Source organism: Microbacterium sp. (assembly GCF_031180975.1).
Lineage (GTDB): Bacteria > Actinomycetota > Actinomycetes > Actinomycetales > Microbacteriaceae > Microbacterium.
The window spans coordinates 227,643-247,725 of the sequence record NZ_JAPSLI010000004.1 but is presented as its reverse complement, the minus strand read 5'-3'; the positions used below and the strand labels follow the sequence as shown (position 1 = coordinate 247,725).

Sequence of the window (20,083 nt, the reverse complement as noted above, 5' to 3'; positions counted from 1 at the left end):
TCCGCATCGAGTGCGTCCGAAGGGCGTACCCTCTCGCCATGACCGCACGTGTGGGGGGCCGCAATCCGGTGATCAGCTGGATCGTCGGCATCCTGTGCGCGGCGGTGGTCGGCGCCCTGCTCTGGTTGTCGCTGCCCGCCGGTCCCGGCATGGTCGCGCTCATCCTGCATCTGCTCGACGGGAGCGTGCCGAGGTAGCCGGGCACTGATCCGGGGCGGGCCCGACGACACGTCGGCACGCCTGCGCTCCGCTGCACCCTCGCGGGGATACCCTCGCACTGCACCACTTCAGGAGAGGCGACCCCATGAGCGACCCCGAGGTTCCCCAGCACAAGCAGCCGCACGACGTCGATCACGTCGTGGGCAGCGCCAACGAGGGACTCGACGCCGCCGCCGCGGCCCGCGCCGAGGTTCCAGGCCCGAACGCCGAGCGCGACACCGTCGACCCCGACCTCGCCGCGTTCGAGGAGGCCGAGCGCGAGCACCCCGGCACCTTCTCGTCCTCGGGTGACGACCGAGACGCCGGCGCCGCCCCCGGATCCGCCGCCGACGGCGATGTGCTCGCCGCCGACCAGCGCGAGGCCGATGTCGACGCCGCGGACGAGCGTGCGGCAGCGGATCGTGCCGCGGATGAGCGTGCGGCAGCGGATCGTGCCGCGGATGAGCGGGCCGCAGCCGACGCCCGCGCCGTCACCGACGCCCGCGCCGCCACCGACGCGGATGCCGAGACGAGCGTGCTCGACCGCCCGCACCACCACTCCGTCGCCGACACCGCGTACGCGGCATCCGCTCCAGACGCGCACACCAGGGTCGTCCCGGCCGAGCCGCTCGAGGCGCCCGTCGCCGCACCCGCGCCGCAGCCGATCTTCGTGCAGGCGCCGGAACCGCCGCGCGAGCTGAACAACCGCGGCGCGGCCGGCGGTATCGGCCTGGTCGCCACGCTCTGCTTCGCGCTGCTCCTCCTCGGCGCGATCCTCGGGCTCGGCGCGCTGGAGGGCGAGGTCACCACCGAGAACATCGCGGATGCCGCGCTCGCGCCGCTCACCACCTGGTCGTTCTGGGTGCCGGTCGTCGTGTTCTTCCTGTCGTTCTGGCTGCTCGGGGCCTTCATCAACCGCGGGCGCTGGGGCAAGTGGGTCATCTTCGGCCTGTTCGTCGCCGCCGCGACCTACGGCGGGTACCTGCTCGGACAGCTGTTCCAGGCGCCGTTCTGGCGGATCCCGCCGACAGAGGCGGCAGAGCTGGTCAACGAGCAGCTGTTCGCGCCGCTGGCGATCGCCGCGTTCCTGTTCGCCCGCGAGCTGACCATCTGGTTCGGTGCGTGGGTGGCGAGGAGCGGCGCGCGCAAGAAGGCGCTGAACGCCGAGGCGCAGGCCGAGTACGAGCGCACGCTCGAGGCCGGCCCCGCCGCGCTGCGGTGAGGCGCAGACCGTCATGAGCATTCGAGACCCCCGGGGACAGACGCCCTCGGGGGTCTCGGCGCCTCTGGCACTGGTGATCGGCGTCGTCTGCTTCCTCGCGCTCGCCATCCTGGGCCTGGGGATGCTGTCGTACTTCGCGAACGTCGACATCATCTCGGTCGAGGGCATCGGGCTGTGGCCCGGCATCCTCGGAATGGCGGTCGCGATCGCCGTCCTGGCCGGCATGCTCTGGAGCCAGGTGCGCCGCGGCCATCCCGCGTTCCCGCCGGTGCTGCTGACCGCGCTGCTGACCGCGCTCACGCACCTCGCGGCCGTGTGGGTGTTCGCCGCCGGCGCGGCCGGGATCGTCCACGCCTCCGCCGCCGTCTCGCAGCTCGTCGTGCGCGGATCGAGCGTGGTCGTGCTGCTCGCCGCCGCTGTCGCGGCATGGATCGCGGTGGCGCTGCGGCGCACGCGCGCCCGTCCGCCGCACTGGCCGTGGGAATCGGAGAACGACGAGTGACGCTCGTTCCGCGCGCCACGAGTGCGCGGCATTCCGCGCCGGCCGGCTGCGGCAGTCGTACCCTGTAACCGTGGAGCGCTCGCTGGAGACGCAGGTGAGCCAGGCCGTCGACGCCTGGCTGCGCTGGGTGCCCCGCTGGACGCCCGCCACGCACCGCGGTCGCGTCGCTCCGTGCCGACGCTGTCTCGGCTCGCCCATCCTGTCGGCCGCCGGGATCGGCGCCAACGTCCCGCACGGCGTGCAGCACGGGCTGTCCACCCGCATCAAGGCGATCGTCGACCAGGCGGTGGCCGAGTACACCGCCCGCAACCTGCCGATGCTGCAGGCCGAGCTCGACCAGCAGGCCGATCGCAACCGCGCCCGCTCGTACCGTCCGGCGGAGGGCCTCGACCCCGAGTTCGAGGGGATGCCGCTCGACCCCGACCCGGTGCCCGGCGCTCCCTTCCTGTTCACCGTCGCCGGCATGGCCGACGAGGCCGCCGCCGAGCTGCCTCCGCTGCCGCCGTTGAGCGACGAGGCGAAGGCGGCGTTGCGGCACGAGGTGGCGCTGGCCGACGAGTACGCCAACATGATCGGCCGGGAGATCTGCGGTCTGCTGCTGCGCCACCGGCTGCATGTCCAGGCGGCCATCTCACAGTACGTGGAACCGCAGATCGAGGCCATGCTCGCTGAGCTCAGCGAGGCACTCGACTCGCCGTTCGATCCCGACACCCCCTGATCGCCGCCGGCCGTCACGCTGTCATTTGACCGGCGACGCGCCCGGCGCGTACACTTGATCGGGTGTGCGCACGCCTGTGCGCGCTCGCAGGGCGCCGGCACCGCCGGTTCGCCCCCACGGCATACCCATCACACCAAAAGCGCGGCGATTCCGTCGTGCCGGTGGGTCATGATGTGAAACCCATCACGCTGTCACCGTGCAGCACTATGAGGAGAGAACGTGCCAACTATTCAGCAGTTGGTTCGCAAGGGTCGTACGCCCAAGGTCTCGAAGACCAAGGCGCCCGCTCTGAAGTCGAACCCGCAGCAGGCCGGCGTGTGCACCCGTGTGTACACCACCACCCCCAAGAAGCCGAACTCGGCGATGCGCAAGGTCGCCCGTGTGAAGCTGCGCAACGGCACCGAGGTCACCGCCTACATCCCCGGCGAGGGCCACAACCTGCAGGAGCACTCGCTCGTGCTGGTCCGCGGCGGTCGTGTGAAGGACCTCCCCGGTGTGCGTTACAAGATCGTCCGTGGCGCCCTGGACACCCAGGCCGTCAAGAACCGTAAGCAGGCTCGTTCCCGCTACGGCGCGAAGAAGGGTTGAGTTAGATGCCTCGTAAGGGTCCGGCCCCCAAGCGCCCCGTCGTCAACGACCCGGTCTACGGCGCTCCGATCGTCACCTCGCTCGTGAACAAGATCCTCGTCGACGGCAAGAAGTCGCTCGCCGAGTCGATCGTCTACGGCGCCCTCCGCGGCGTCGAGGCCAAGAGCGGCCAGGACGCCGTCGCCACGCTCAAGAAGGCGCTCGACAACGTGCGCCCCACCCTCGAGGTCCGCAGCCGCCGCGTCGGCGGCTCGACCTACCAGGTTCCCGTCGAGGTCAAGCCGCACCGCGCGAACACGCTCGCGCTGCGCTGGCTCGTCAGCTACGCGAAGGGCCGTCGTGAGAAGACGATGACCGAGCGCCTGCAGAACGAGATCCTCGACGCGTCGAACGGCCTGGGTGCCGCGGTCAAGCGCCGCGAGGACACCCACAAGATGGCCGAGTCGAACCGCGCCTTCGCCCACTACCGCTGGTAATGGGCAGAGCGGATGCCGCCACCGCGGCATCCGCTCACCTTCTCTGATCGTTCCTGAACCATCCCGGAGGAACCCCCGTGGCACAAGAAGTGCTCACCGACCTGAGCAAGGTCCGCAACATCGGCATCATGGCCCACATCGATGCCGGCAAGACCACCACCACCGAGCGCATCCTGTTCTACACGGGTGTCAACCACAAGCTGGGCGAGACGCACGACGGCGCCTCGACGACCGACTGGATGGAGCAGGAGAAGGAGCGCGGCATCACCATCACGTCCGCCGCCGTGACCTGCTTCTGGAACAAGAACCAGATCAACATCATCGACACCCCCGGTCACGTGGACTTCACCGTCGAGGTGGAGCGCTCGCTCCGCGTCCTCGACGGTGCCGTCGCCGTCTTCGACGGCAAGGAGGGCGTCGAGCCCCAGTCCGAGACCGTGTGGCGTCAGGCAGACAAGTACAACGTCCCCCGCATCTGCTTCGTCAACAAGATGGACAAGCTGGGCGCGGACTTCTACTACACCGTCGACACCATCGTGAACCGCCTCGGCGCCAAGCCGCTGGTGCTGCAGCTGCCGATCGGCGCCGAGAACGACTTCGTCGGCGTCGTGGACCTCATCGAGATGCGCGCCCTGGTCTGGCCGGGCGACGCCAAGGGTGACGTGACCATGGGTGCGCAGTACGAGATCCAGGAGATCCCGGCCGACCTCAAGGACAAGGCCGAGGAGTACCGCCAGCAGCTGCTGGAGACCGTCGCCGAGACCGACGACGCGCTGCTGGAGAAGTTCTTCGGCGGCGAGGAGCTGACCGTCGCCGAGATCAAGGGCGCGATCCGCAAGCTGGTCATCGCCTCGGAGATCTACCCCGTGCTGTGCGGCTCGGCGTTCAAGAACCGCGGTGTGCAGCCGATGCTCGACGCCGTCATCGACTACCTCCCCTCCCCGCTGGACGTGCCCGCCATCGAGGCGCACGACCCGAAGGACGAGGAGAAGATCATCGAGCGTCACCCGGACGCGAAGGACCCCTTCGCGGCGCTGGCGTTCAAGGTCGCCGTTCACCCGTTCTTCGGTCGTCTGACCTACGTGCGCGTCTACTCGGGCGAGCTCGAGTCCGGTGCCCAGGTCATCAACTCGACCAAGGGCAAGAAGGAGCGCATCGGAAAGATCTTCCAGATGCACGCCAACAAGGAGAACCCGGTCGACAAGCTGACCGCCGGCAACATCTACGCCGTCATCGGCCTGAAGGACACCACCACCGGTGACACCCTCGCCGACATCGCGCAGCCGGTCGTGCTCGAGTCGATGACCTTCCCGGAGCCGGTGATCGAGGTCGCCATCGAGCCGAAGACCAAGGCCGACCAGGAGAAGCTGGGTCTCGCGATCCAGAAGCTCGCCGAGGAGGACCCGACCTTCCGCACCGAGCTCAACCCCGAGACCGGTCAGACGACCATCAAGGGCATGGGCGAGCTGCACCTCGACATCCTCGTGGACCGCATGAAGCGCGAGTTCAAGGTCGAGGCGAACGTCGGAAAGCCGCAGGTCGCGTACCGCGAGACGATCCGCAAGGCCGTCGAGAAGCACGACTACACCCACAAGAAGCAGACGGGTGGTTCGGGTCAGTTCGCGAAGATCCAGTTCACCATCGAGCCCCTCGAGGTCACGGCCGACAAGACGTACGAGTTCGAGAACGCCGTCACCGGTGGTCGCGTCCCGCGCGAGTACATCCCGTCGGTTGACGCCGGCTTCCAGGACGCCATGAACGTCGGCGTGCTCGCCGGCTATCCGATGGTGGGCGTTAAGGCGACCCTCGTCGACGGCGCCTCGCACGACGTCGACTCCTCGGAGATGGCGTTCAAGATCGCCGGTTCGATGGGCTTCAAGGAGGCTGCGCGCCGCGCCAACCCGGTGCTGCTCGAGCCGCTGATGGCCGTCGAGGTCCGCACCCCCGAGGAGTACATGGGCGACGTCATCGGCGACCTGAACTCCCGTCGTGGTCAGATCCAGTCGATGGAGGACGCGCAGGGCGTCAAGGTCGTGCGCGCCTCGGTGCCGCTGTCCGAGATGTTCGGCTACATCGGCGACCTGCGCTCGAAGACCTCCGGCCGTGCCGTCTACTCCATGGAGTTCGACAGCTACGCCGAGGTCCCGAAGGCCGTCGCCGACGAGATCATCCAGAAGGCCAAGGGCGAGTAAGCCCTTCCCTCCCCGGGTCGCTGAGCGAGTCGAAGGGCCCGGGGAGGGCTCCCCACAACTTCACACATTCGGTTGTTGAGCGAAGCCCATCAGGGCTGAGCCGAAACACACTAAACTGAGAACCTATCCCGTAGCGAACCGGTCGCAATCCAGTGCCCGGAATCACTACACGATCGTCCTGAGGAGGACCCAGTGGCCAAGGCCAAGTTCGAGCGGACCAAGCCGCACGTCAACATCGGTACCATCGGGCACGTCGACCACGGCAAGACCACGCTGTCGGCCGCGATCTCGAAGGTGCTTGCCGACACGTACCCGTCGGAGACCAACGTCAAGCGTGACTTCGCCTCGATCGACTCGGCGCCCGAAGAGCGTCAGCGCGGTATCACCATCAACATCTCGCACATCGAGTACGAGACCCCGAAGCGTCACTACGCTCACGTCGACGCCCCCGGCCACGCCGACTACGTCAAGAACATGATCACCGGTGCCGCTCAGATGGACGGCGCGATCCTCGTGGTCGCCGCCACCGACGGCCCGATGGCCCAGACCCGTGAGCACGTCCTGCTCGCCAAGCAGGTCGGCGTCCCCTACCTGCTCGTCGCGCTGAACAAGGCCGACATGGTCGACGACGAGGAGATCCTGGAGCTCGTCGAGCTCGAGGTCCGCGAGCTGCTCTCGTCGCAGGGCTTCGACGGCGACAACGCTCCCGTCGTGCGCGTCTCCGCTCTGAAGGCCCTCGAGGGCGACGAGAAGTGGACCCAGTCCATCCTCGAGCTCATGCAGGCCGTCGACGACAGCGTTCCGGACCCGGAGCGTGACCGCGACAAGCCGTTCCTGATGCCGATCGAGGACGTCTTCACGATCACCGGTCGTGGCACCGTCGTCACCGGCCGCGCCGAGCGCGGTACCCTCGCCATCAACTCCGAGGTCGAGATCGTCGGCATCCGCCCGACCCAGAAGACCACGGTCACCGGTATCGAGATGTTCCACAAGCAGCTCGACGAGGCATGGGCCGGCGAGAACTGCGGTCTTCTCCTCCGCGGCACCAAGCGCGAGGACGTCGAGCGCGGCCAGGTCGTCGTGAAGCCGGGTTCGATCACCCCGCACACGAAGTTCGAGGGCACCGCGTACATCCTGTCCAAGGACGAGGGTGGCCGCCACAACCCCTTCTACACGAACTACCGTCCGCAGTTCTACTTCCGCACCACCGACGTCACCGGCGTCATCACGCTGCCCGAGGGCACCGAGATGGTCATGCCCGGCGACACCACCGACATGTCGGTCGAGCTGATCCAGCCGATCGCCATGGAGGAGGGCCTCGGCTTCGCGATCCGTGAGGGTGGCCGCACCGTCGGCGCCGGCACGGTGACCAAGGTCGTCGAGTAAGCACTGCTTCGAAAAGGGGTCGGGCCTTCGGGTCCGGCCCCTTTTGCGTGCCCCAGCGGATGCCGCATCGCGCGGCTCTGTTGCAACCGGTGCCCGATCGCGTAGAAAGGTACCTGGTGCGACATCTCGCATCGCAGAAAAGGGGAGGAGACCCATGGGTATCGAGGACATCGTGAACCAGGGCAAGGAACTGTTCGACCAGAACAAGGACAGGATCGACGACGCGATCCACAGCGAGCAGGCGGAGGGGATCAGCGACCAGATCCTCGACGGCGTCGCCGGCTTCGCGAAGAAGGTCGCGCCCGGCGCGGCCGAGCACATCGACGGCGTCCGTGACAACGTCGACAAGGCAGTCGGCACGGAGTGATCTGAGTACACCTCGGCGGAGGCGGCGCACCCATTCGGGGCGCCGCCTCTTTATTGTCCGAGCCCCGAGGACCTGCGGGAACTTTTCCCGCGGTGGTGACGCCTTCTGCCCTAGACTGTGATCGCCGCCTGGGGAAATGCGCGGCAGTCGGGCGTCCGGGAAGACGCCCGGTATGAATGGGGATTCATCTTGGGGAACAGCGTGCTGAGCGCGCGGGGACACCGCCGGTGCATCGCCATGCCCGCGCGGCCGAAAGGCCGCGCCCATGAACGAGGCAGCCGGCATCCCTTCTCGTCGCTGCCTCCCGTCCGGTGTGCCCCCTCCCACCGGACATCCCAAAGCGCGGGATGGGGCATGGGGATGCCCCATCCCGCGCGTCTCCGAGGCCCCTCGCCGAGCGCGACACGCCCGGGTTTGCAGTAGCCGAACACGCCATGGCAGAATAGACAGGTTCCACATTCCTGCGCGTTGCGCGCGGGATCACTGCCAGGGCAGTGCATAGACGGCGCCCTCTCCCGAGAGGCATGCGCAGGGATCTAGGCCGCGGGCAGCAGAACACACAATCCGACACCTCCTGATGGGGATCCCGGCGTGCCTGCACATCGGGGGTCGGCATCCGCATGCCTCGGTGTGCGGCTGACAGCAGAACAGTGGTGCAGCCCTTCGACGGGCTCGGAGATCCTGATCCGAGAGTCCGAGAAGCGAGTGCCGTGGCGTGAACAGCGCCGACGTGCGTCCAATGCCCCAGGGTCACCCGGCCCCGGACGGTAAGACGCCTTAAAGAGAGTGAGCAGACAATGGCGGGACAGAAGATCCGCATTCGCCTGAAGTCGTATGACCACGAGGTCATCGACACGTCGGCGCGCAAGATCGTCGACACCGTGACCCGTGCGGGCGCGACTGTCGTCGGCCCCGTGCCGCTTCCGACCGAGAAGAACGTCGTGTGCGTCATCCGGTCGCCCCACAAGTACAAGGACAGCCGCGAGCACTTCGAGATGCGCACCCACAAGCGTCTGATCGACATCGTCGACCCGACGCCCAAGGCCGTGGATTCGCTGATGCGCCTCGACCTTCCGGCAGACGTCAACATCGAGATCAAGCTGTAAGGATCGACATGGCTGACATCAACGCAAAGATTTCCAAGGGCATGCTCGGCACCAAGCTCGGCATGACCCAGGTGTGGAACGAGAACGGCAAGCTCGTTCCCGTGACCGTCATCGAGCTGGCTCCGAACGTGGTCACCCAGATCCGTACCCCCGAGAAGGATGGCTACAAGGCCGTTCAGATCGCCTACGGCCAGATCGACCCCCGCAAGGTCAACAAGCCCCTGACCGCCCACTTCGAGGCCGCCGGCGTCACGCCGCGTCGTCACGTCACCGAGATCCGCACCGCGGATGCTGCTGACTACTCACTCGGTCAGGAGCTGACGGTCGACGGTCTGTTCCAGGCCGGTCAGCTGGTCGACGTCGTCGGCACCAGCAAGGGCAAGGGCACCGCGGGTGTCATGAAGCGCCACAACTTCAAGGGCGTCTCGGCATCGCACGGTGCGCACCGCAACCACCGCAAGCCCGGTTCGATCGGCGCATCGTCGACCCCGAGCCGCGTCTTCAAGGGCATGCGCATGGCCGGCCGTATGGGTGGCGAGCGCGTGACCGTCCTCAACCTCACGGTGCACGCCATCGACGCCGAGAAGGGACTCATGCTCGTCAAGGGCGCCGTCCCCGGCGCGCGCGGCCGCATCGTCTACGTCCGCAACGCAGTGAAGGGTGCCTGATCATGGCCGACTCGACTCTCGCGCTCGACGTCCTCGCTGTCGACGGCAAGAAGGCTGGCTCCATCGAGCTTCCCGCCGCGATCTTCGACGTCAAGACCAACGTCCCGCTGATCCACCAGGTCGTCGTCGCGCAGCTCGCCGCGGCACGCCAGGGCACCCACTCGACCAAGCGTCGCGGTGAGGTCTCCGGCGCCGGCCGCAAGCCGTTCAAGCAGAAGGGAACCGGTAACGCCCGTCAGGGTTCGATCCGCGCCCCGCACATGACCGGTGGTGGCATCGTCCACGGCCCGAAGCCGCGCGACTACTCGCAGCGCACCCCCAAGAAGATGATCGCCGCCGCCCTCCGTGGCGCGCTGAGCGACCGCTTCCGCGGTGAGCGCCTGCACGCCGTCGAGGCCTTCGTCGCCGACAGCACTCCTTCGACCAAGACCGCGGCCGCGCTGCTCGCCGGCATCGCGCCGTCGAAGAACGTCCTGGTCGTCATCGAGCGCGACGACGAGCTGACCGTGAAGAGCGTCCGCAACCTGGCGAACGTGCACGTGCTCAGCTTCGACCAGCTGAACGCCTACGACGTGGTCGTCTCCGACGACATCGTCTTCACCAAGGCCGCTCTCGAGGCGTTCATCGCCTCGAAGACCGGTGCAACCGAGGAGGTTTCGGCATGACCGAGCAGAACATCCTCGCGACGGCCCTGAACAAGGACCCGCGCGACATCATCCTGGGCCCGGTCGTCTCCGAGAAGAGCTACGGTCTGATCGACGAGGGCAAGTACACCTTCCTGGTGGACCCCCGCGCTTCGAAGACCGAGATCAAGCTCGCGATCGAGAAGATCTTCGGCGTCAAGGTCGCCTCGGTGAACACGATCAACCGCGTCGGCAAGGCCCGCCGCACCCGCTTCGGCACCGGCAAGCGCAAGGACACCAAGCGCGCCATCGTGTCGCTGAAGTCGGGCTCCATCGACATCTTCACGGCAGTCGGCTGACCGGGGGATAAGGACAGATAATGGCTATTCGCAAGTACAAGCCCACGACCCCTGGTCGCCGCGGTTCGTCGGTGGCCGACTTCGCCGAGATCACCCGATCGACGCCGGAGAAGTCGCTGCTGCGCCCGCTCTCGAAGACCGGTGGCCGCAACAACCAGGGCCGCATCACCACCCGCCACATCGGCGGTGGCCACAAGCGCCAGTACCGCGTCATCGACTTCCGTCGCAACGACAAGGACGGCATCAACGCCAAGGTCGCTCACATCGAGTACGACCCCAACCGCACCGCACGCATCGCGCTGCTGCACTACTTCGACGGCGAGAAGCGTTACATCCTCGCGCCGAACAAGCTGAAGCAGGGCGACATCATCGAGTCCGGTGCCGCTGCGGACATCAAGCCGGGCAACAACCTGCCGCTGAAGAACATCCCCACCGGTACCGTGATCCACGCGATCGAGCTGCGTCCCGGCGGCGGAGCGAAGATGGCCCGTTCGGCCGGCGCCTCCGTGCGTCTGGTCGCGAAGGACGGCCCCTACGCTCAGCTGCGTCTGCCCTCCGGCGAGATCCGCAACGTCGATGCGCGCTGCCGCGCGACCATCGGCGAGGTCGGCAACGCCGAGCAGTCGAACATCAACTGGGGCAAGGCCGGCCGCAAGCGCTGGAAGGGCGTCCGCCCGACCGTGCGCGGTGTCGCCATGAACCCGGTCGACCACCCGCACGGTGGTGGTGAGGGCAAGACGTCCGGTGGACGTCACCCCGTCTCCCCGTGGGGCCAGGCTGAGGGACGCACCCGTCACGCCAACAAGGAAAGCGACAAGTACATCGTCCGTCGCCGCACCGCTGGCAAGAAGCGCAAGTAGGAGTAGAGGAAGATGCCACGCAGTCTCAAGAAGGGCCCCTTCGTCGACGAGCACCTGCTTCGCAAGGTGGTCGGGCAGAACGAAGCCGGTACCAAGAACGTCATCAAGACCTGGTCGCGCCGTTCGATGATCATCCCGGCCATGCTGGGTCACACCATCGCCGTGCACGACGGTCGCAAGCACATCCCCGTGTTCGTGACCGAGACCATGGTCGGCCACAAGCTGGGCGAGTTCGCGCCCACCCGCACCTTCCGCGGCCACGAGAAGGACGACAAGAAGGGCCGTCGCCGCTGACGCGGGGACGATAGAGGAGAGAGAAATGGTGGAGTCCATCGCACGCGTGCGACACATCCGCGTGACCCCTCAGAAGGCTCGTCGTGTCGTCGCCCTCATCAAGGGCAAGCAGGCGCAGGAAGCCCTGGCCATTCTGAAGTTCGCACCGCAGGGTGCCAGCGAGCCGATCTACAAGCTCGTGCACGCTGCCATCGCGAACGCACAGGTCAAGGCCGACCGCGACGGCGAGTTCCTGGATGAGCAGGACCTGTACGTGAAGAACGCGTACGTCGACGAGGGCACGACGCTCAAGCGTTTCCAGCCACGCGCTCAGGGTCGCGCATTCCAGATCAAGAAGCGCACGAGCCACATCACGGTCGTGCTGGCCACGCCCGAGGTCGCTGACGCGGCCCCGGTGGCCGAGACGAAGAAGGCGAGCAAGTAATGGGACAGAAGGTAAACCCGTACGGCTTCCGCCTCGGCATCACCACGGACCACGTGTCCCGCTGGTTCTCCGACTCGACGAAGCCGGGCCAGCGTTACGCCGACTACGTGGCCGAGGACATCAAGATCCGTCGCCTGCTGCAGACGCAGCTCGACCGCGCCGGTGTCAGCAACATCGAGATCGAGCGGACCCGTGACCGCGTGCGTGTGGACATCCACACGGCGCGTCCCGGCATCGTCATCGGCCGCCGCGGCGCCGAGGCGGAGCGCATCCGCGGCGACCTCGAGAAGCTGACCGGCAAGCAGATCCAGCTGAACATCCTCGAGGTGAAGAACCCCGAGGCCGACGCTCAGCTCGTCGCGCAGGGCATCGCCGAGCAGCTGTCTGCTCGTGTGGCGTTCCGTCGCGCGATGCGCAAGGGTCTGCAGGGCGCCCAGCGCGCCGGCGCCAAGGGCATCCGCATCCAGGTCTCCGGCCGTCTCGGCGGCGCGGAGATGAGCCGGTCGGAGTTCTACCGCGAGGGTCGTGTGCCGCTGCACACGCTGCGCGCGAACATCGACTACGGCTTCTACGAGGCCAAGACCACCTTCGGCCGCATCGGCGTGAAGGTCTGGATCTACAAGGGCGACCTCACCAACAAGGAACTCGCGCGCGAGCAGGCCAACCAGAAGTCGTCGCGCGACCGTGGCGACCGTCGTCGCGCCCCGCGCAACGAGGCACCTGTCGCAGAAGGAGCGTCGGCATAATGCTCATCCCTCGCAAGGTCAAGTACCGCAAGCAGCACCACCCGAAGCGTTCGGGCCAGGCGACCGGTGGCACGAAGGTCTCCTTCGGCGAGTTCGGCATCCAGGCACTGACCCCCGCATACGTGACCAACCGTCAGATCGAGTCCGCTCGTATCGCGATGACCCGTCACATCAAGCGTGGTGGAAAGGTGTGGATCAACATCTACCCCGACCGTCCGCTCACGAAGAAGCCGGCCGAGACCCGCATGGGTTCCGGTAAGGGCTCCCCGGAGTGGTGGGTCGCAAACGTCAAGCCGGGCCGCGTCCTCTTCGAGGTCGCGGGCGTGAACGAGCAGCTCGCTCGCGAGGCGCTCACCCGGGCCATTCACAAGCTGCCGCTCAAGGCACGCATCATCAAGCGCGAGGAGGGCGACGCGTAATGGCGATCGGCACCAAGGAGCTCGCACCCGCCGAGCTCGACACGTTCGAAGACCAGCGCCTCGTCGAGGAGCTGCGCAAGGCCAAGGAGGAGCTGTTCAACCTCCGCTTCCAGTCGGCCACCGGCCAGCTGGAGAGCCACGGCCGCATCCGCGCCGTCAAGCGCGACATCGCGCGCCTGTACACCGTGATCCGCGAGCGCGAGCTGGGCATCCGTGCGACGCCCGCTCCGGTCGAGGCTCCGGCCAAGAAGGCGTCCAAGTCGAAGGCGAAGAAGGCCGATGAGGCCGAGGCGCCGAAGGAGGAGGCCGAGTAATGGCTGAGAAGAAGGTTGCAGAGGCCGGCCACGAGTCCGCCGAGCACGACGTGCGCGACGAGAACGCCCGCGGTTACCGCAAGGCGCGTCGTGGTTACGTCGTCAGCGACAAGATGGACAAGACCATCGTCGTCGAGGTCGAGGACCGCGTGAAGCACCCGCTCTACGGCAAGGTCATCCGCCGCACCTCCAAGGTGAAGGCGCACGACGAGAACAACACCGCCGGCATCGGCGACCTGGTCCTCATCAACGAGACCCGGCCGCTGAGCGCCACGAAGCGCTGGCGTCTGGTTGAGATTCTGGAGAAGGCCAAGTGATTCAGCAGGAGTCCCGCCTCAAGGTCGCCGACAACACCGGTGCGAAGGAGCTGCTCACGATCCGTGTCCTCGGTGGTTCGCGCCGCCGGTACGCCGGTCTGGGCGACACCATCGTCGCGACGGTGAAGGACGCGATCCCGGGCGGCAACGTCAAGAAGGGCGACGTCGTCAAGGCGGTCATCGTCCGCACCAAGAAGGAGACGCGTCGTCCCGACGGCTCGTACATCAAGTTCGACGAGAACGCCGCCGTGATCCTGAAGAACGACGGGGAGCCCCGCGGCACCCGTATCTTCGGGCCGGTCGGTCGTGAGCTTCGTGACAAGAAGTTCATGAAGATCGTCTCGCTCGCCCCGGAGGTCATCTGATCATGGCGAACATCAAGAAGGGTGACCTGGTTCAGGTCATCACCGGTCGCAAGCAGGACAAGGGCGGCGACCGCGGCAAGCAGGGCAAGGTCCTCGAGGTCCTCGTCGAGCAGAACCGCGTCGTGGTGGAGGGCGTCAACTACGTCACCCGTCACACCCGCGTCGGCCAGACGCAGCGCGGCTCCAAGACCGGTGGCATCGAGACCGTCGAGGCCCCGATCCACATCTCCAACGTCGCCCTGGTCGACCCCTCGAGCAAGAAGCCGACCCGTGTCGGTCACCGCGTCGAGGAGCAGGTCAAGGATGGCGTGAAGCGCACGGTCCGCGTGCGCTACGCGAAGAAGAGCGGTAAGGACCTCTGATGAGCGACACCACTGCCGCGGTGGCTGGCAAGATCCAGCCCCGCCTGAAGCAGAAGTACAACAACGAGATCAAGAAGGCTCTGCAGGACGAGTTCGGCTACAAGAACGTCATGCAGATCCCCGGTCTGGTCAAGGTCGTCGTCAACACCGGTGTCGGTGAGGCGGCTCGTGACAGCAAGGTGATCGAGGGTGCGGTCGACGACCTCACCAAGATCACCGGCCAGAAGCCGATCGTCACCAAGGCTCGCAAGTCGATCGCGCAGTTCAAGCTGCGCGAGGGCCAGCCCATCGGTGCGCACGTCACCCTCCGCGGTGACCGCGCCTGGGAGTTCCTGGACCGCCTGGTGAACCTCGCGCTGCCCCGCATCCGCGACTTCCGCGGGCTGTCGGGCGAGCAGTTCGACGGGAACGGCAACTACACGTTCGGTCTCCAGGAGCAGAGCGTGTTCCACGAGATCGACCAGGACAAGATCGACCGCGTCCGCGGTTTCGACATCACCGTGGTGACGACCGCCAAGACGGACGAAGAGGGCCGCGCACTCCTGCGCCACCTCGGCTTCCCGTTCAAGGCCGCCGACGCCCCGGCCTGACGCGATGCAGGATGCCGGACGCCCGCCGTCCGGCATCCTGTCATGCGTGCCGTACAATTGAAGATTGCGTGTTCATCGCAGGCCGTCTGTCGTGTAACGGCAGCCGGAACCTCATGATCGAAAGAAGAAAACAATGACAATGACAGACCCGGTCGCAGATATGCTGACCCGTCTGCGCAACGCGAACTCGGCGCACCACGACTCCGTGACCATGCCGTCGAGCAAGCTCAAGACGCACATCGCCGAGATCCTCCAGCAGGAGGGCTACATCGCCGGCTTCGAGGTCACCGACGCCCGCGTCGGCAAGAACCTCACACTCTCGCTCAAGTACGGCCCGAACCGTGAGCGCTCCATCGCCGGGATCAAGCGCGTCTCCAAGCCCGGTCTTCGCGTCTACGCGAAGTCGACCGAGCTGCCCAAGGTCCTCGGCGGCCTCGGCGTTGCGATCCTGTCCACCTCCTCCGGTCTTCTCACCGACCGTCAGGCTGAGCAGAAGGGCGTGGGCGGAGAAGTTCTCGCCTACGTGTGGTGATCTGACATGTCGCGTATCGGACGTCTTCCCATCGAGATCCCCGCGGGTGTGACCATCACGGTCAACGACCGCGAGGTCGCGGTGAAGGGCCCCAAGGGTGAGCTCACCCTCACGGTGGCCAGCCCCATCGAGGTCGTGGTCGAGGAGAACCAGGTTCTCGTCACCCGTCCCGACGACGAGCGTGAGTCGCGGTCGCTCCACGGCCTGACCCGCACGCTCATCAACAACAACATCATCGGCGTCACCCAGGGCTACACCAAGGGCCTTGAGGTCGTCGGCACCGGTTACCGCGTGCAGCAGAAGGGCAGCTCGGTCGAGTTCGCCCTCGGCTTCTCGCACCCCGTGCTCGTCGACCCGCCGGCCGGCATCACGTTCACGGTCGAGGGCACGAACAAGCTCACCGTGAGCGGCATCGACAAGCAGGCCGTCGGTGAGGTCGCCGCCAACATCCGCAAGATCCGCAAGCCCGAGCCGTACAAGGGCAAGGGTGTGCGCTACGCCGGCGAGGTCGTGCGTCGCAAGGCCGGAAAGGCTGGTAAGTAACCATGGCTGTGAAGTCCAAGTCCGCCGCCCGCGCGCGTCGCCACGCACGTCTTCGCAAGAAGGTCGTCGGCACCGAGGTGCGTCCGCGTCTGGTCGTCACCCGTTCTGCACGCCACGTGTTCGTGCAGCTCGTAGACGACAGCAAGGGCCACACCGTGGCCTCCGCGTCCACGCTCGAGACCGACCTGCGTTCCTTCGACGGTGACAAGACCGCCAAGGCCCGCAAGGTGGGCGAGCTCGTCGCCGAGCGTGCGAAGGCCGCCGGCGTTTCCGAGGCAGTGTTCGACCGTGGCGGCAACCGCTACGCCGGTCGTGTCGCCGCCATCGCCGATGGCGCCCGTGAAGGGGGGCTGGCACTGTGAGTGACAACAAGGAGAACGAAGTGACCGAAGCGGCTGTTGCCACTTCCGAGACGGCGGCCGGCACCACGCAGGCCGAGCCGACTCGTGATCAGCGCGACGGCCGTCGTGGTGGTCGCGACCGCAACCAGGGTCGCGACCGCAACTCGCGCGACCGTGGCGACAACCAGTTCCTGGAGCGCGTCGTCACCATCAACCGCGTCTCGAAGGTCGTGAAGGGTGGTCGTCGCTTCAGCTTCACCGCTCTCGTGGTCGTCGGTGACGGCAACGGTCTGGTGGGCGTCGGCTACGGCAAGGCCCGCGAGGTGCCCCTGGCGATCTCGAAGGGTGTCGAGGAGGCCAAGCGCAACTTCTTCCGCGTGCCCCGCGTCGGCTCGACCATCCCGCACCCGGTGCAGGGTGAGGCCGCTGCCGGTGTCGTGCTGCTGCGTCCGGCTGCCGCCGGTACCGGTGTCATCGCCGGCGGTCCCGTCCGCGCCGTGCTCGAGTGCGCCGGCATCCACGACGTCCTGTCGAAGTCGCTCGGCTCGTCGAACACGATCAACATCGTGCACGCGACCGTCGAGGCGCTGAAGGGCCTCGAGGAGCCGCGCGCCGTCGCCGCTCGCCGTGGTCTCGACTACGACGCGGTCGTGCCGGAGATCATCATCCGCAACGAGGCGAAGGCTGCTGCCGCCGCCGCCGCGCAGAAGGTAGGTGCCTGATGGCTGAGCGCCTCAAGGTCACGCAGATCAAGTCCAAGGTGAGTGAGAAGCAGAACCAGCGCGACACGCTGCGTTCGCTCGGCCTCAAGCGGATCGGCGACTCGGTCGTCCGTCCCGACGACGCGCAGACGCGCGGGTACGTCCGCACCGTCGCTCACCTCGTCAAGGTTGAGGAGATCGACTAATGGCTGAGAAGAACGAAGCCGTCGAGGCAGAGAAGTCCGCCAAGAAGGCGGCGCCGAAGGCGGCCGCCGAGAAGAAGGCCGCTGAGAAGCCGGCCGAGAAGAAGACCGCGGAGAAGAAGCCCGCCGCGAAGAAGGCTCCGGCCAAGAAGGCGGAGGCGAAGACGGATGCCGTGGCATCGCGTCCCGCCGTGCTGAAGGTCCACCACCTGCGTCCCGTCCCCGGCGCCAACACCGCGAAGACCCGTGTCGGTCGCGGTGAGGGCTCGAAGGGCAAGACCGCCGGTCGCGGCACCAAGGGCACCAAGGCCCGCAACACCGTGCGCGCCGGCTTCGAGGGTGGGCAGATGCCGCTGCACATGCGTACCCCGAAGCTGCGCGGGTTCAAGAACCCGTTCCGCGTCGAGTACCAGGTCGTGAACCTGGCGAAGCTCGCCGAGCTCTACCCGCAGGGTGGGGACGTCACCGTCAGCGACCTGGTCGCCAAGGGTGCCGTGCGCAAGAACGAGAAGGTCAAGGTCCTGGGTGACGGGGACATCTCCGTCAAGCTCACGGTCTCGGTCGACAAGGTCTCGGGCAGCGCCGAGCAGAAGATCGTCGCCGCCGGCGGGTCGGTCAAGTGACACGTCAGTGATCAACGCTGGGAGGGGTCGGAGATTCTCCGGCCCCTCCCGTGCGTTACCCTGGACTTTCGGCCGTTCTTCGAGGTACGGCAATCCCTTCAGGAGGAACGCCCTTGTTTAGCGCCATCGCGCGAATCTTCCGCACGCCAGACCTGCGGCACAAGATCCTTTTCACGATCGGGATCATCGCCCTCTACCGTCTGGGCTCGAACGTGCCCGCCCCGTTCGTGCACTTCCCGAACGTCGAGGAGTGTCTGGCGGCCAACGCCGGCACGGAGGGTCTGCTCGGGCTGGTCAACCTGTTCTCCGGCGGCGCGCTGTTGCAGCTGTCGATCTTCGCTCTGGGCGTCATGCCCTACATCACCGCGACGATCATCACGCAGTTGCTGCGCGTGGTGATCCCGCACTTCGAGACCCTCCACAAGGAGGGCCAGGCCGGCCAGGCCAAGCTGACGCAGTACACGCGCTACCTGACCATCGCGCTCGCGCTGCTGCAGTCCACCACGCTGGTCACCGTGGCGCGGAGCGGCCAGCTGTTCGGCACCACCGACATCGCCGCCTGCCAGAACCTGCTGACCAACGACGTGTGGTGGGCGCAGCTGCTCATCATCATCGCGATGACCGCCGGCACAGGCCTCATCATGTGGTTCGCCGAGCTCGTCACCGAGCGCGGCATCGGCAACGGCATGTCGCTGCTGATCTTCACCTCGATCGCGGCCACCTTCCCCGGCGCCATGTGGGGCATCTGGGAGGCGAAGGGCTTCGAGACCTTCCTGCTGGTGCTGCTCATCGGCGTGGTCGTCATGGGCATGGTCGTGTTCGTCGAGCAGTCGCAGCGACGGATCCCCGTGCAGTACGCCAAGCGCATGGTCGGCCGGCGCACCTACGGCGGCACCAACACGTACATTCCGATCAAGGTGAACATGGCGGGCGTGATCCCGATCATCTTCGCCTCTTCGCTGCTGTACATCCCGATGCTCGTCGCGCAGTTCAACACCCCCACCGACGGCAGCGAGCCGCCCGCCTGGGTGGCGTGGGTGTCGACCTACTTCACGACGGGCGATCACCCGCTCTACATGGCGGTGTACTTCCTGCTCATCATCGGATTCACGTACTTCTACGTCGCTATCACGTTCAACCCGGTCGAGGTCGCCGACAACATGAAGAAGTACGGCGGGTTCATCCCCGGCATCCGCGCCGGCCGCCCGACGGCCGAGTACCTGGACTACGTCCTCACCCGCATCACGTTCCCCGGTTCGCTCTACCTCGGCATCGTCGCGCTGATCCCGCTGATCGCGCTGGCGACCGTGCAGGCGAACCAGAACTTCCCGTTCGGTGGCGCCTCGATCCTCATCATCGTGGGTGTCGGCCTCGAGACGGTGAAGCAGATCGACGCGCAGCTGCAGCAGCGCCACTACGAAGGGCTCCTCCGATGACCGAAGGAACGCGAACCGCCGCTCGACTCCTCATCGTCGGCCCGCAGGGATCCGGCAAGGGCACCCAGGGTGTCCGGATCGCCGAATCGTTCGGCATCCCGGTGGTCTCCACGGGCGACATCTTCCGCGCCAACATCAAGCAGGGCACCGAGCTGGGGCAGAAGGTCACCGCCATCCTCGACGCCGGCGACCTCGTCCCCGACGAGCTCACCAGCGAGATCGTGCGCGACCGGCTGTCGCAGGAGGACGCCGAGAACGGCTTCCTGCTCGACGGCTACCCCCGCAACACGACCCAGGTGGGGCACCTCGACGAGTTCCTCGCCGGCCGCGGTGAGGCGCTGGATGCCGTCATCCTGCTCGACGTCCCCCGTGAGGAGAGCATCGCCCGCCTGCGCCTGCGCGCGGTGGAGCAGGGCCGCTCGGATGACACCGAGGAAGCCATCGCACACCGCCTCGACATCTACGAGAACGAGACCGCGCCGATCATCTCGGTGTACGAGGAGCGCGGCATCGTCGACCGGGTCGACGGCGTCGGTTCGCTCGACGAGATCACCGAGCGCATCTCCGCCGCGCTGACCGCGCGCGGGCTGCGCGAGCTGGTCTGACCA

31 protein-coding genes are annotated in these 20,083 nt (G+C 66.9%); all 31 read left to right on the top strand.

Going from position 1 to position 20,083, the window contains the following annotated elements:
* The first annotated feature begins 38 nt into the window (after positions 1 to 38).
* The gene (locus RIF65_RS07770) at positions 39 to 197 is read left to right on the top strand and encodes a hypothetical protein (RefSeq protein ID WP_309066769.1); all 159 of its coding nucleotides are present in this window, start codon (positions 39 to 41) and stop codon (positions 195 to 197) included.
* A 107-nt stretch (positions 198 to 304) separates the two neighbouring features.
* The gene (locus RIF65_RS07765; protein WP_309066770.1) at positions 305 to 1,420 is read left to right on the top strand and encodes an ABC transporter; all 1,116 of its coding nucleotides are present in this window, start codon (positions 305 to 307) and stop codon (positions 1,418 to 1,420) included.
* 13 nt (positions 1,421 to 1,433) lie between these two features.
* Positions 1,434 to 1,922, top strand: coding sequence for a hypothetical protein (locus RIF65_RS07760; RefSeq protein ID WP_309066771.1), 489 nt, complete (start codon positions 1,434 to 1,436; stop codon positions 1,920 to 1,922).
* A gap of 70 nt (positions 1,923 to 1,992) precedes the next feature.
* On the top strand, positions 1,993 to 2,640 hold the full coding sequence (locus RIF65_RS07755) for a spermidine/putrescine ABC transporter substrate-binding protein (protein WP_309066772.1): 648 nt from the start codon (positions 1,993 to 1,995) through the stop codon (positions 2,638 to 2,640).
* A gap of 219 nt (positions 2,641 to 2,859) precedes the next feature.
* Positions 2,860 to 3,228: a 30S ribosomal protein S12 gene (gene rpsL, locus RIF65_RS07750; protein WP_029145644.1), complete on the top strand. Its 369-nt coding sequence runs from the start codon at positions 2,860 to 2,862 to the stop codon at positions 3,226 to 3,228.
* Positions 3,229 to 3,233: 5 nt separating this feature from the next.
* A complete protein-coding gene (rpsG, locus tag RIF65_RS07745) occupies positions 3,234 to 3,704 on the top strand; it encodes a 30S ribosomal protein S7 (RefSeq protein ID WP_179410053.1) in 471 nt (156 codons plus the stop codon).
* A gap of 77 nt (positions 3,705 to 3,781) precedes the next feature.
* Positions 3,782 to 5,896 (top strand): elongation factor G, encoded by a 2,115-nt coding sequence (gene fusA, locus RIF65_RS07740; protein ID WP_309066773.1) that lies wholly within the window; start codon positions 3,782 to 3,784, stop codon positions 5,894 to 5,896.
* 192 nt (positions 5,897 to 6,088) lie between these two features.
* Positions 6,089 to 7,282: an elongation factor Tu gene (tuf, locus tag RIF65_RS07735; protein WP_309082513.1), complete on the top strand. Its 1,194-nt coding sequence runs from the start codon at positions 6,089 to 6,091 to the stop codon at positions 7,280 to 7,282.
* A gap of 154 nt (positions 7,283 to 7,436) precedes the next feature.
* Entirely contained in the window at positions 7,437 to 7,649 is a 213-nt protein-coding gene (locus RIF65_RS07730) for a hypothetical protein (protein WP_309066775.1), read from the top strand.
* 797 nt (positions 7,650 to 8,446) lie between these two features.
* Positions 8,447 to 8,755 carry a 30S ribosomal protein S10 gene (gene rpsJ, locus RIF65_RS07725; RefSeq protein ID WP_017201594.1) on the top strand — a complete coding sequence of 103 codons (309 nt, stop codon included), beginning with the start codon at positions 8,447 to 8,449 and terminating at the stop codon, positions 8,753 to 8,755.
* A gap of 8 nt (positions 8,756 to 8,763) precedes the next feature.
* Entirely contained in the window at positions 8,764 to 9,423 is a 660-nt protein-coding gene (gene rplC / locus RIF65_RS07720) for a 50S ribosomal protein L3 (RefSeq protein ID WP_309066776.1), read from the top strand.
* A 2-nt stretch (positions 9,424 to 9,425) separates the two neighbouring features.
* Positions 9,426 to 10,088, top strand: coding sequence for a 50S ribosomal protein L4 (gene rplD, locus RIF65_RS07715; protein ID WP_309082512.1), 663 nt, complete (start codon positions 9,426 to 9,428; stop codon positions 10,086 to 10,088).
* Positions 10,085 to 10,405: a 50S ribosomal protein L23 gene (gene rplW / locus RIF65_RS07710; RefSeq protein WP_309082511.1), complete on the top strand. Its 321-nt coding sequence runs from the start codon at positions 10,085 to 10,087 to the stop codon at positions 10,403 to 10,405. The genes rplD and rplW overlap by 4 nt, the downstream gene beginning before the upstream one ends.
* Before the next feature lie 20 nt (positions 10,406 to 10,425).
* Entirely contained in the window at positions 10,426 to 11,265 is an 840-nt protein-coding gene (rplB, locus tag RIF65_RS07705) for a 50S ribosomal protein L2 (protein WP_309082510.1), read from the top strand.
* A gap of 12 nt (positions 11,266 to 11,277) precedes the next feature.
* Positions 11,278 to 11,559, top strand: coding sequence for a 30S ribosomal protein S19 (gene rpsS, locus RIF65_RS07700; RefSeq protein WP_223170705.1), 282 nt, complete (start codon positions 11,278 to 11,280; stop codon positions 11,557 to 11,559).
* A gap of 25 nt (positions 11,560 to 11,584) precedes the next feature.
* The gene (gene rplV, locus RIF65_RS07695) at positions 11,585 to 11,983 is read left to right on the top strand and encodes a 50S ribosomal protein L22 (RefSeq protein WP_309082509.1); all 399 of its coding nucleotides are present in this window, start codon (positions 11,585 to 11,587) and stop codon (positions 11,981 to 11,983) included.
* Positions 11,983 to 12,729 (top strand): 30S ribosomal protein S3, encoded by a 747-nt coding sequence (rpsC, locus tag RIF65_RS07690; protein ID WP_309082508.1) that lies wholly within the window; start codon positions 11,983 to 11,985, stop codon positions 12,727 to 12,729. Before rplV ends, rpsC begins: the two co-directional genes overlap by 1 nt.
* Positions 12,729 to 13,148 carry a 50S ribosomal protein L16 gene (gene rplP / locus RIF65_RS07685; protein ID WP_099194600.1) on the top strand — a complete coding sequence of 140 codons (420 nt, stop codon included), beginning with the start codon at positions 12,729 to 12,731 and terminating at the stop codon, positions 13,146 to 13,148. The genes rpsC and rplP overlap by 1 nt, the downstream gene beginning before the upstream one ends.
* Entirely contained in the window at positions 13,148 to 13,462 is a 315-nt protein-coding gene (gene rpmC / locus RIF65_RS07680) for a 50S ribosomal protein L29 (protein WP_309082507.1), read from the top strand. The genes rplP and rpmC overlap by 1 nt, the downstream gene beginning before the upstream one ends.
* Positions 13,462 to 13,779, top strand: a complete 318-nt coding sequence (rpsQ, locus tag RIF65_RS07675) for a 30S ribosomal protein S17 (protein WP_309082506.1) — start codon at positions 13,462 to 13,464, stop codon at positions 13,777 to 13,779. Before rpmC ends, rpsQ begins: the two co-directional genes overlap by 1 nt.
* On the top strand, positions 13,776 to 14,144 hold the full coding sequence (rplN, locus tag RIF65_RS07670) for a 50S ribosomal protein L14 (RefSeq protein WP_025102399.1): 369 nt from the start codon (positions 13,776 to 13,778) through the stop codon (positions 14,142 to 14,144). The genes rpsQ and rplN overlap by 4 nt, the downstream gene beginning before the upstream one ends.
* Before the next feature lie 2 nt (positions 14,145 to 14,146).
* The gene (gene rplX / locus RIF65_RS07665; protein WP_309082505.1) at positions 14,147 to 14,506 is read left to right on the top strand and encodes a 50S ribosomal protein L24; all 360 of its coding nucleotides are present in this window, start codon (positions 14,147 to 14,149) and stop codon (positions 14,504 to 14,506) included.
* Positions 14,506 to 15,096, top strand: coding sequence for a 50S ribosomal protein L5 (rplE, locus tag RIF65_RS07660; RefSeq protein WP_309082504.1), 591 nt, complete (start codon positions 14,506 to 14,508; stop codon positions 15,094 to 15,096). Before rplX ends, rplE begins: the two co-directional genes overlap by 1 nt.
* A gap of 133 nt (positions 15,097 to 15,229) precedes the next feature.
* Positions 15,230 to 15,628 (top strand): 30S ribosomal protein S8, encoded by a 399-nt coding sequence (gene rpsH / locus RIF65_RS07655; RefSeq protein WP_309082503.1) that lies wholly within the window; start codon positions 15,230 to 15,232, stop codon positions 15,626 to 15,628.
* Positions 15,629 to 15,634: 6 nt separating this feature from the next.
* Positions 15,635 to 16,171: a 50S ribosomal protein L6 gene (gene rplF / locus RIF65_RS07650; protein ID WP_309065516.1), complete on the top strand. Its 537-nt coding sequence runs from the start codon at positions 15,635 to 15,637 to the stop codon at positions 16,169 to 16,171.
* Positions 16,172 to 16,173: 2 nt separating this feature from the next.
* Positions 16,174 to 16,533: a 50S ribosomal protein L18 gene (rplR, locus tag RIF65_RS07645; protein WP_309065515.1), complete on the top strand. Its 360-nt coding sequence runs from the start codon at positions 16,174 to 16,176 to the stop codon at positions 16,531 to 16,533.
* The gene (rpsE, locus tag RIF65_RS07640; RefSeq protein ID WP_375142138.1) at positions 16,530 to 17,234 is read left to right on the top strand and encodes a 30S ribosomal protein S5; all 705 of its coding nucleotides are present in this window, start codon (positions 16,530 to 16,532) and stop codon (positions 17,232 to 17,234) included. Before rplR ends, rpsE begins: the two co-directional genes overlap by 4 nt.
* Positions 17,234 to 17,419, top strand: a complete 186-nt coding sequence (rpmD, locus tag RIF65_RS07635) for a 50S ribosomal protein L30 (RefSeq protein WP_193596799.1) — start codon at positions 17,234 to 17,236, stop codon at positions 17,417 to 17,419. Before rpsE ends, rpmD begins: the two co-directional genes overlap by 1 nt.
* Positions 17,419 to 18,039, top strand: coding sequence for a 50S ribosomal protein L15 (rplO, locus tag RIF65_RS07630; RefSeq protein ID WP_309065513.1), 621 nt, complete (start codon positions 17,419 to 17,421; stop codon positions 18,037 to 18,039). Before rpmD ends, rplO begins: the two co-directional genes overlap by 1 nt.
* A 113-nt stretch (positions 18,040 to 18,152) precedes the next feature.
* Complete coding sequence (gene secY, locus RIF65_RS07625) at positions 18,153 to 19,475, top strand: preprotein translocase subunit SecY (RefSeq protein WP_309065512.1); 1,323 nt, start codon at positions 18,153 to 18,155, stop codon at positions 19,473 to 19,475.
* Positions 19,472 to 20,080, top strand: a complete 609-nt coding sequence (locus RIF65_RS07620; protein WP_309065511.1) for an adenylate kinase — start codon at positions 19,472 to 19,474, stop codon at positions 20,078 to 20,080. The genes secY and RIF65_RS07620 overlap by 4 nt, the downstream gene beginning before the upstream one ends.
* The last annotated feature ends 3 nt before the right edge of the window (positions 20,081 to 20,083 follow it).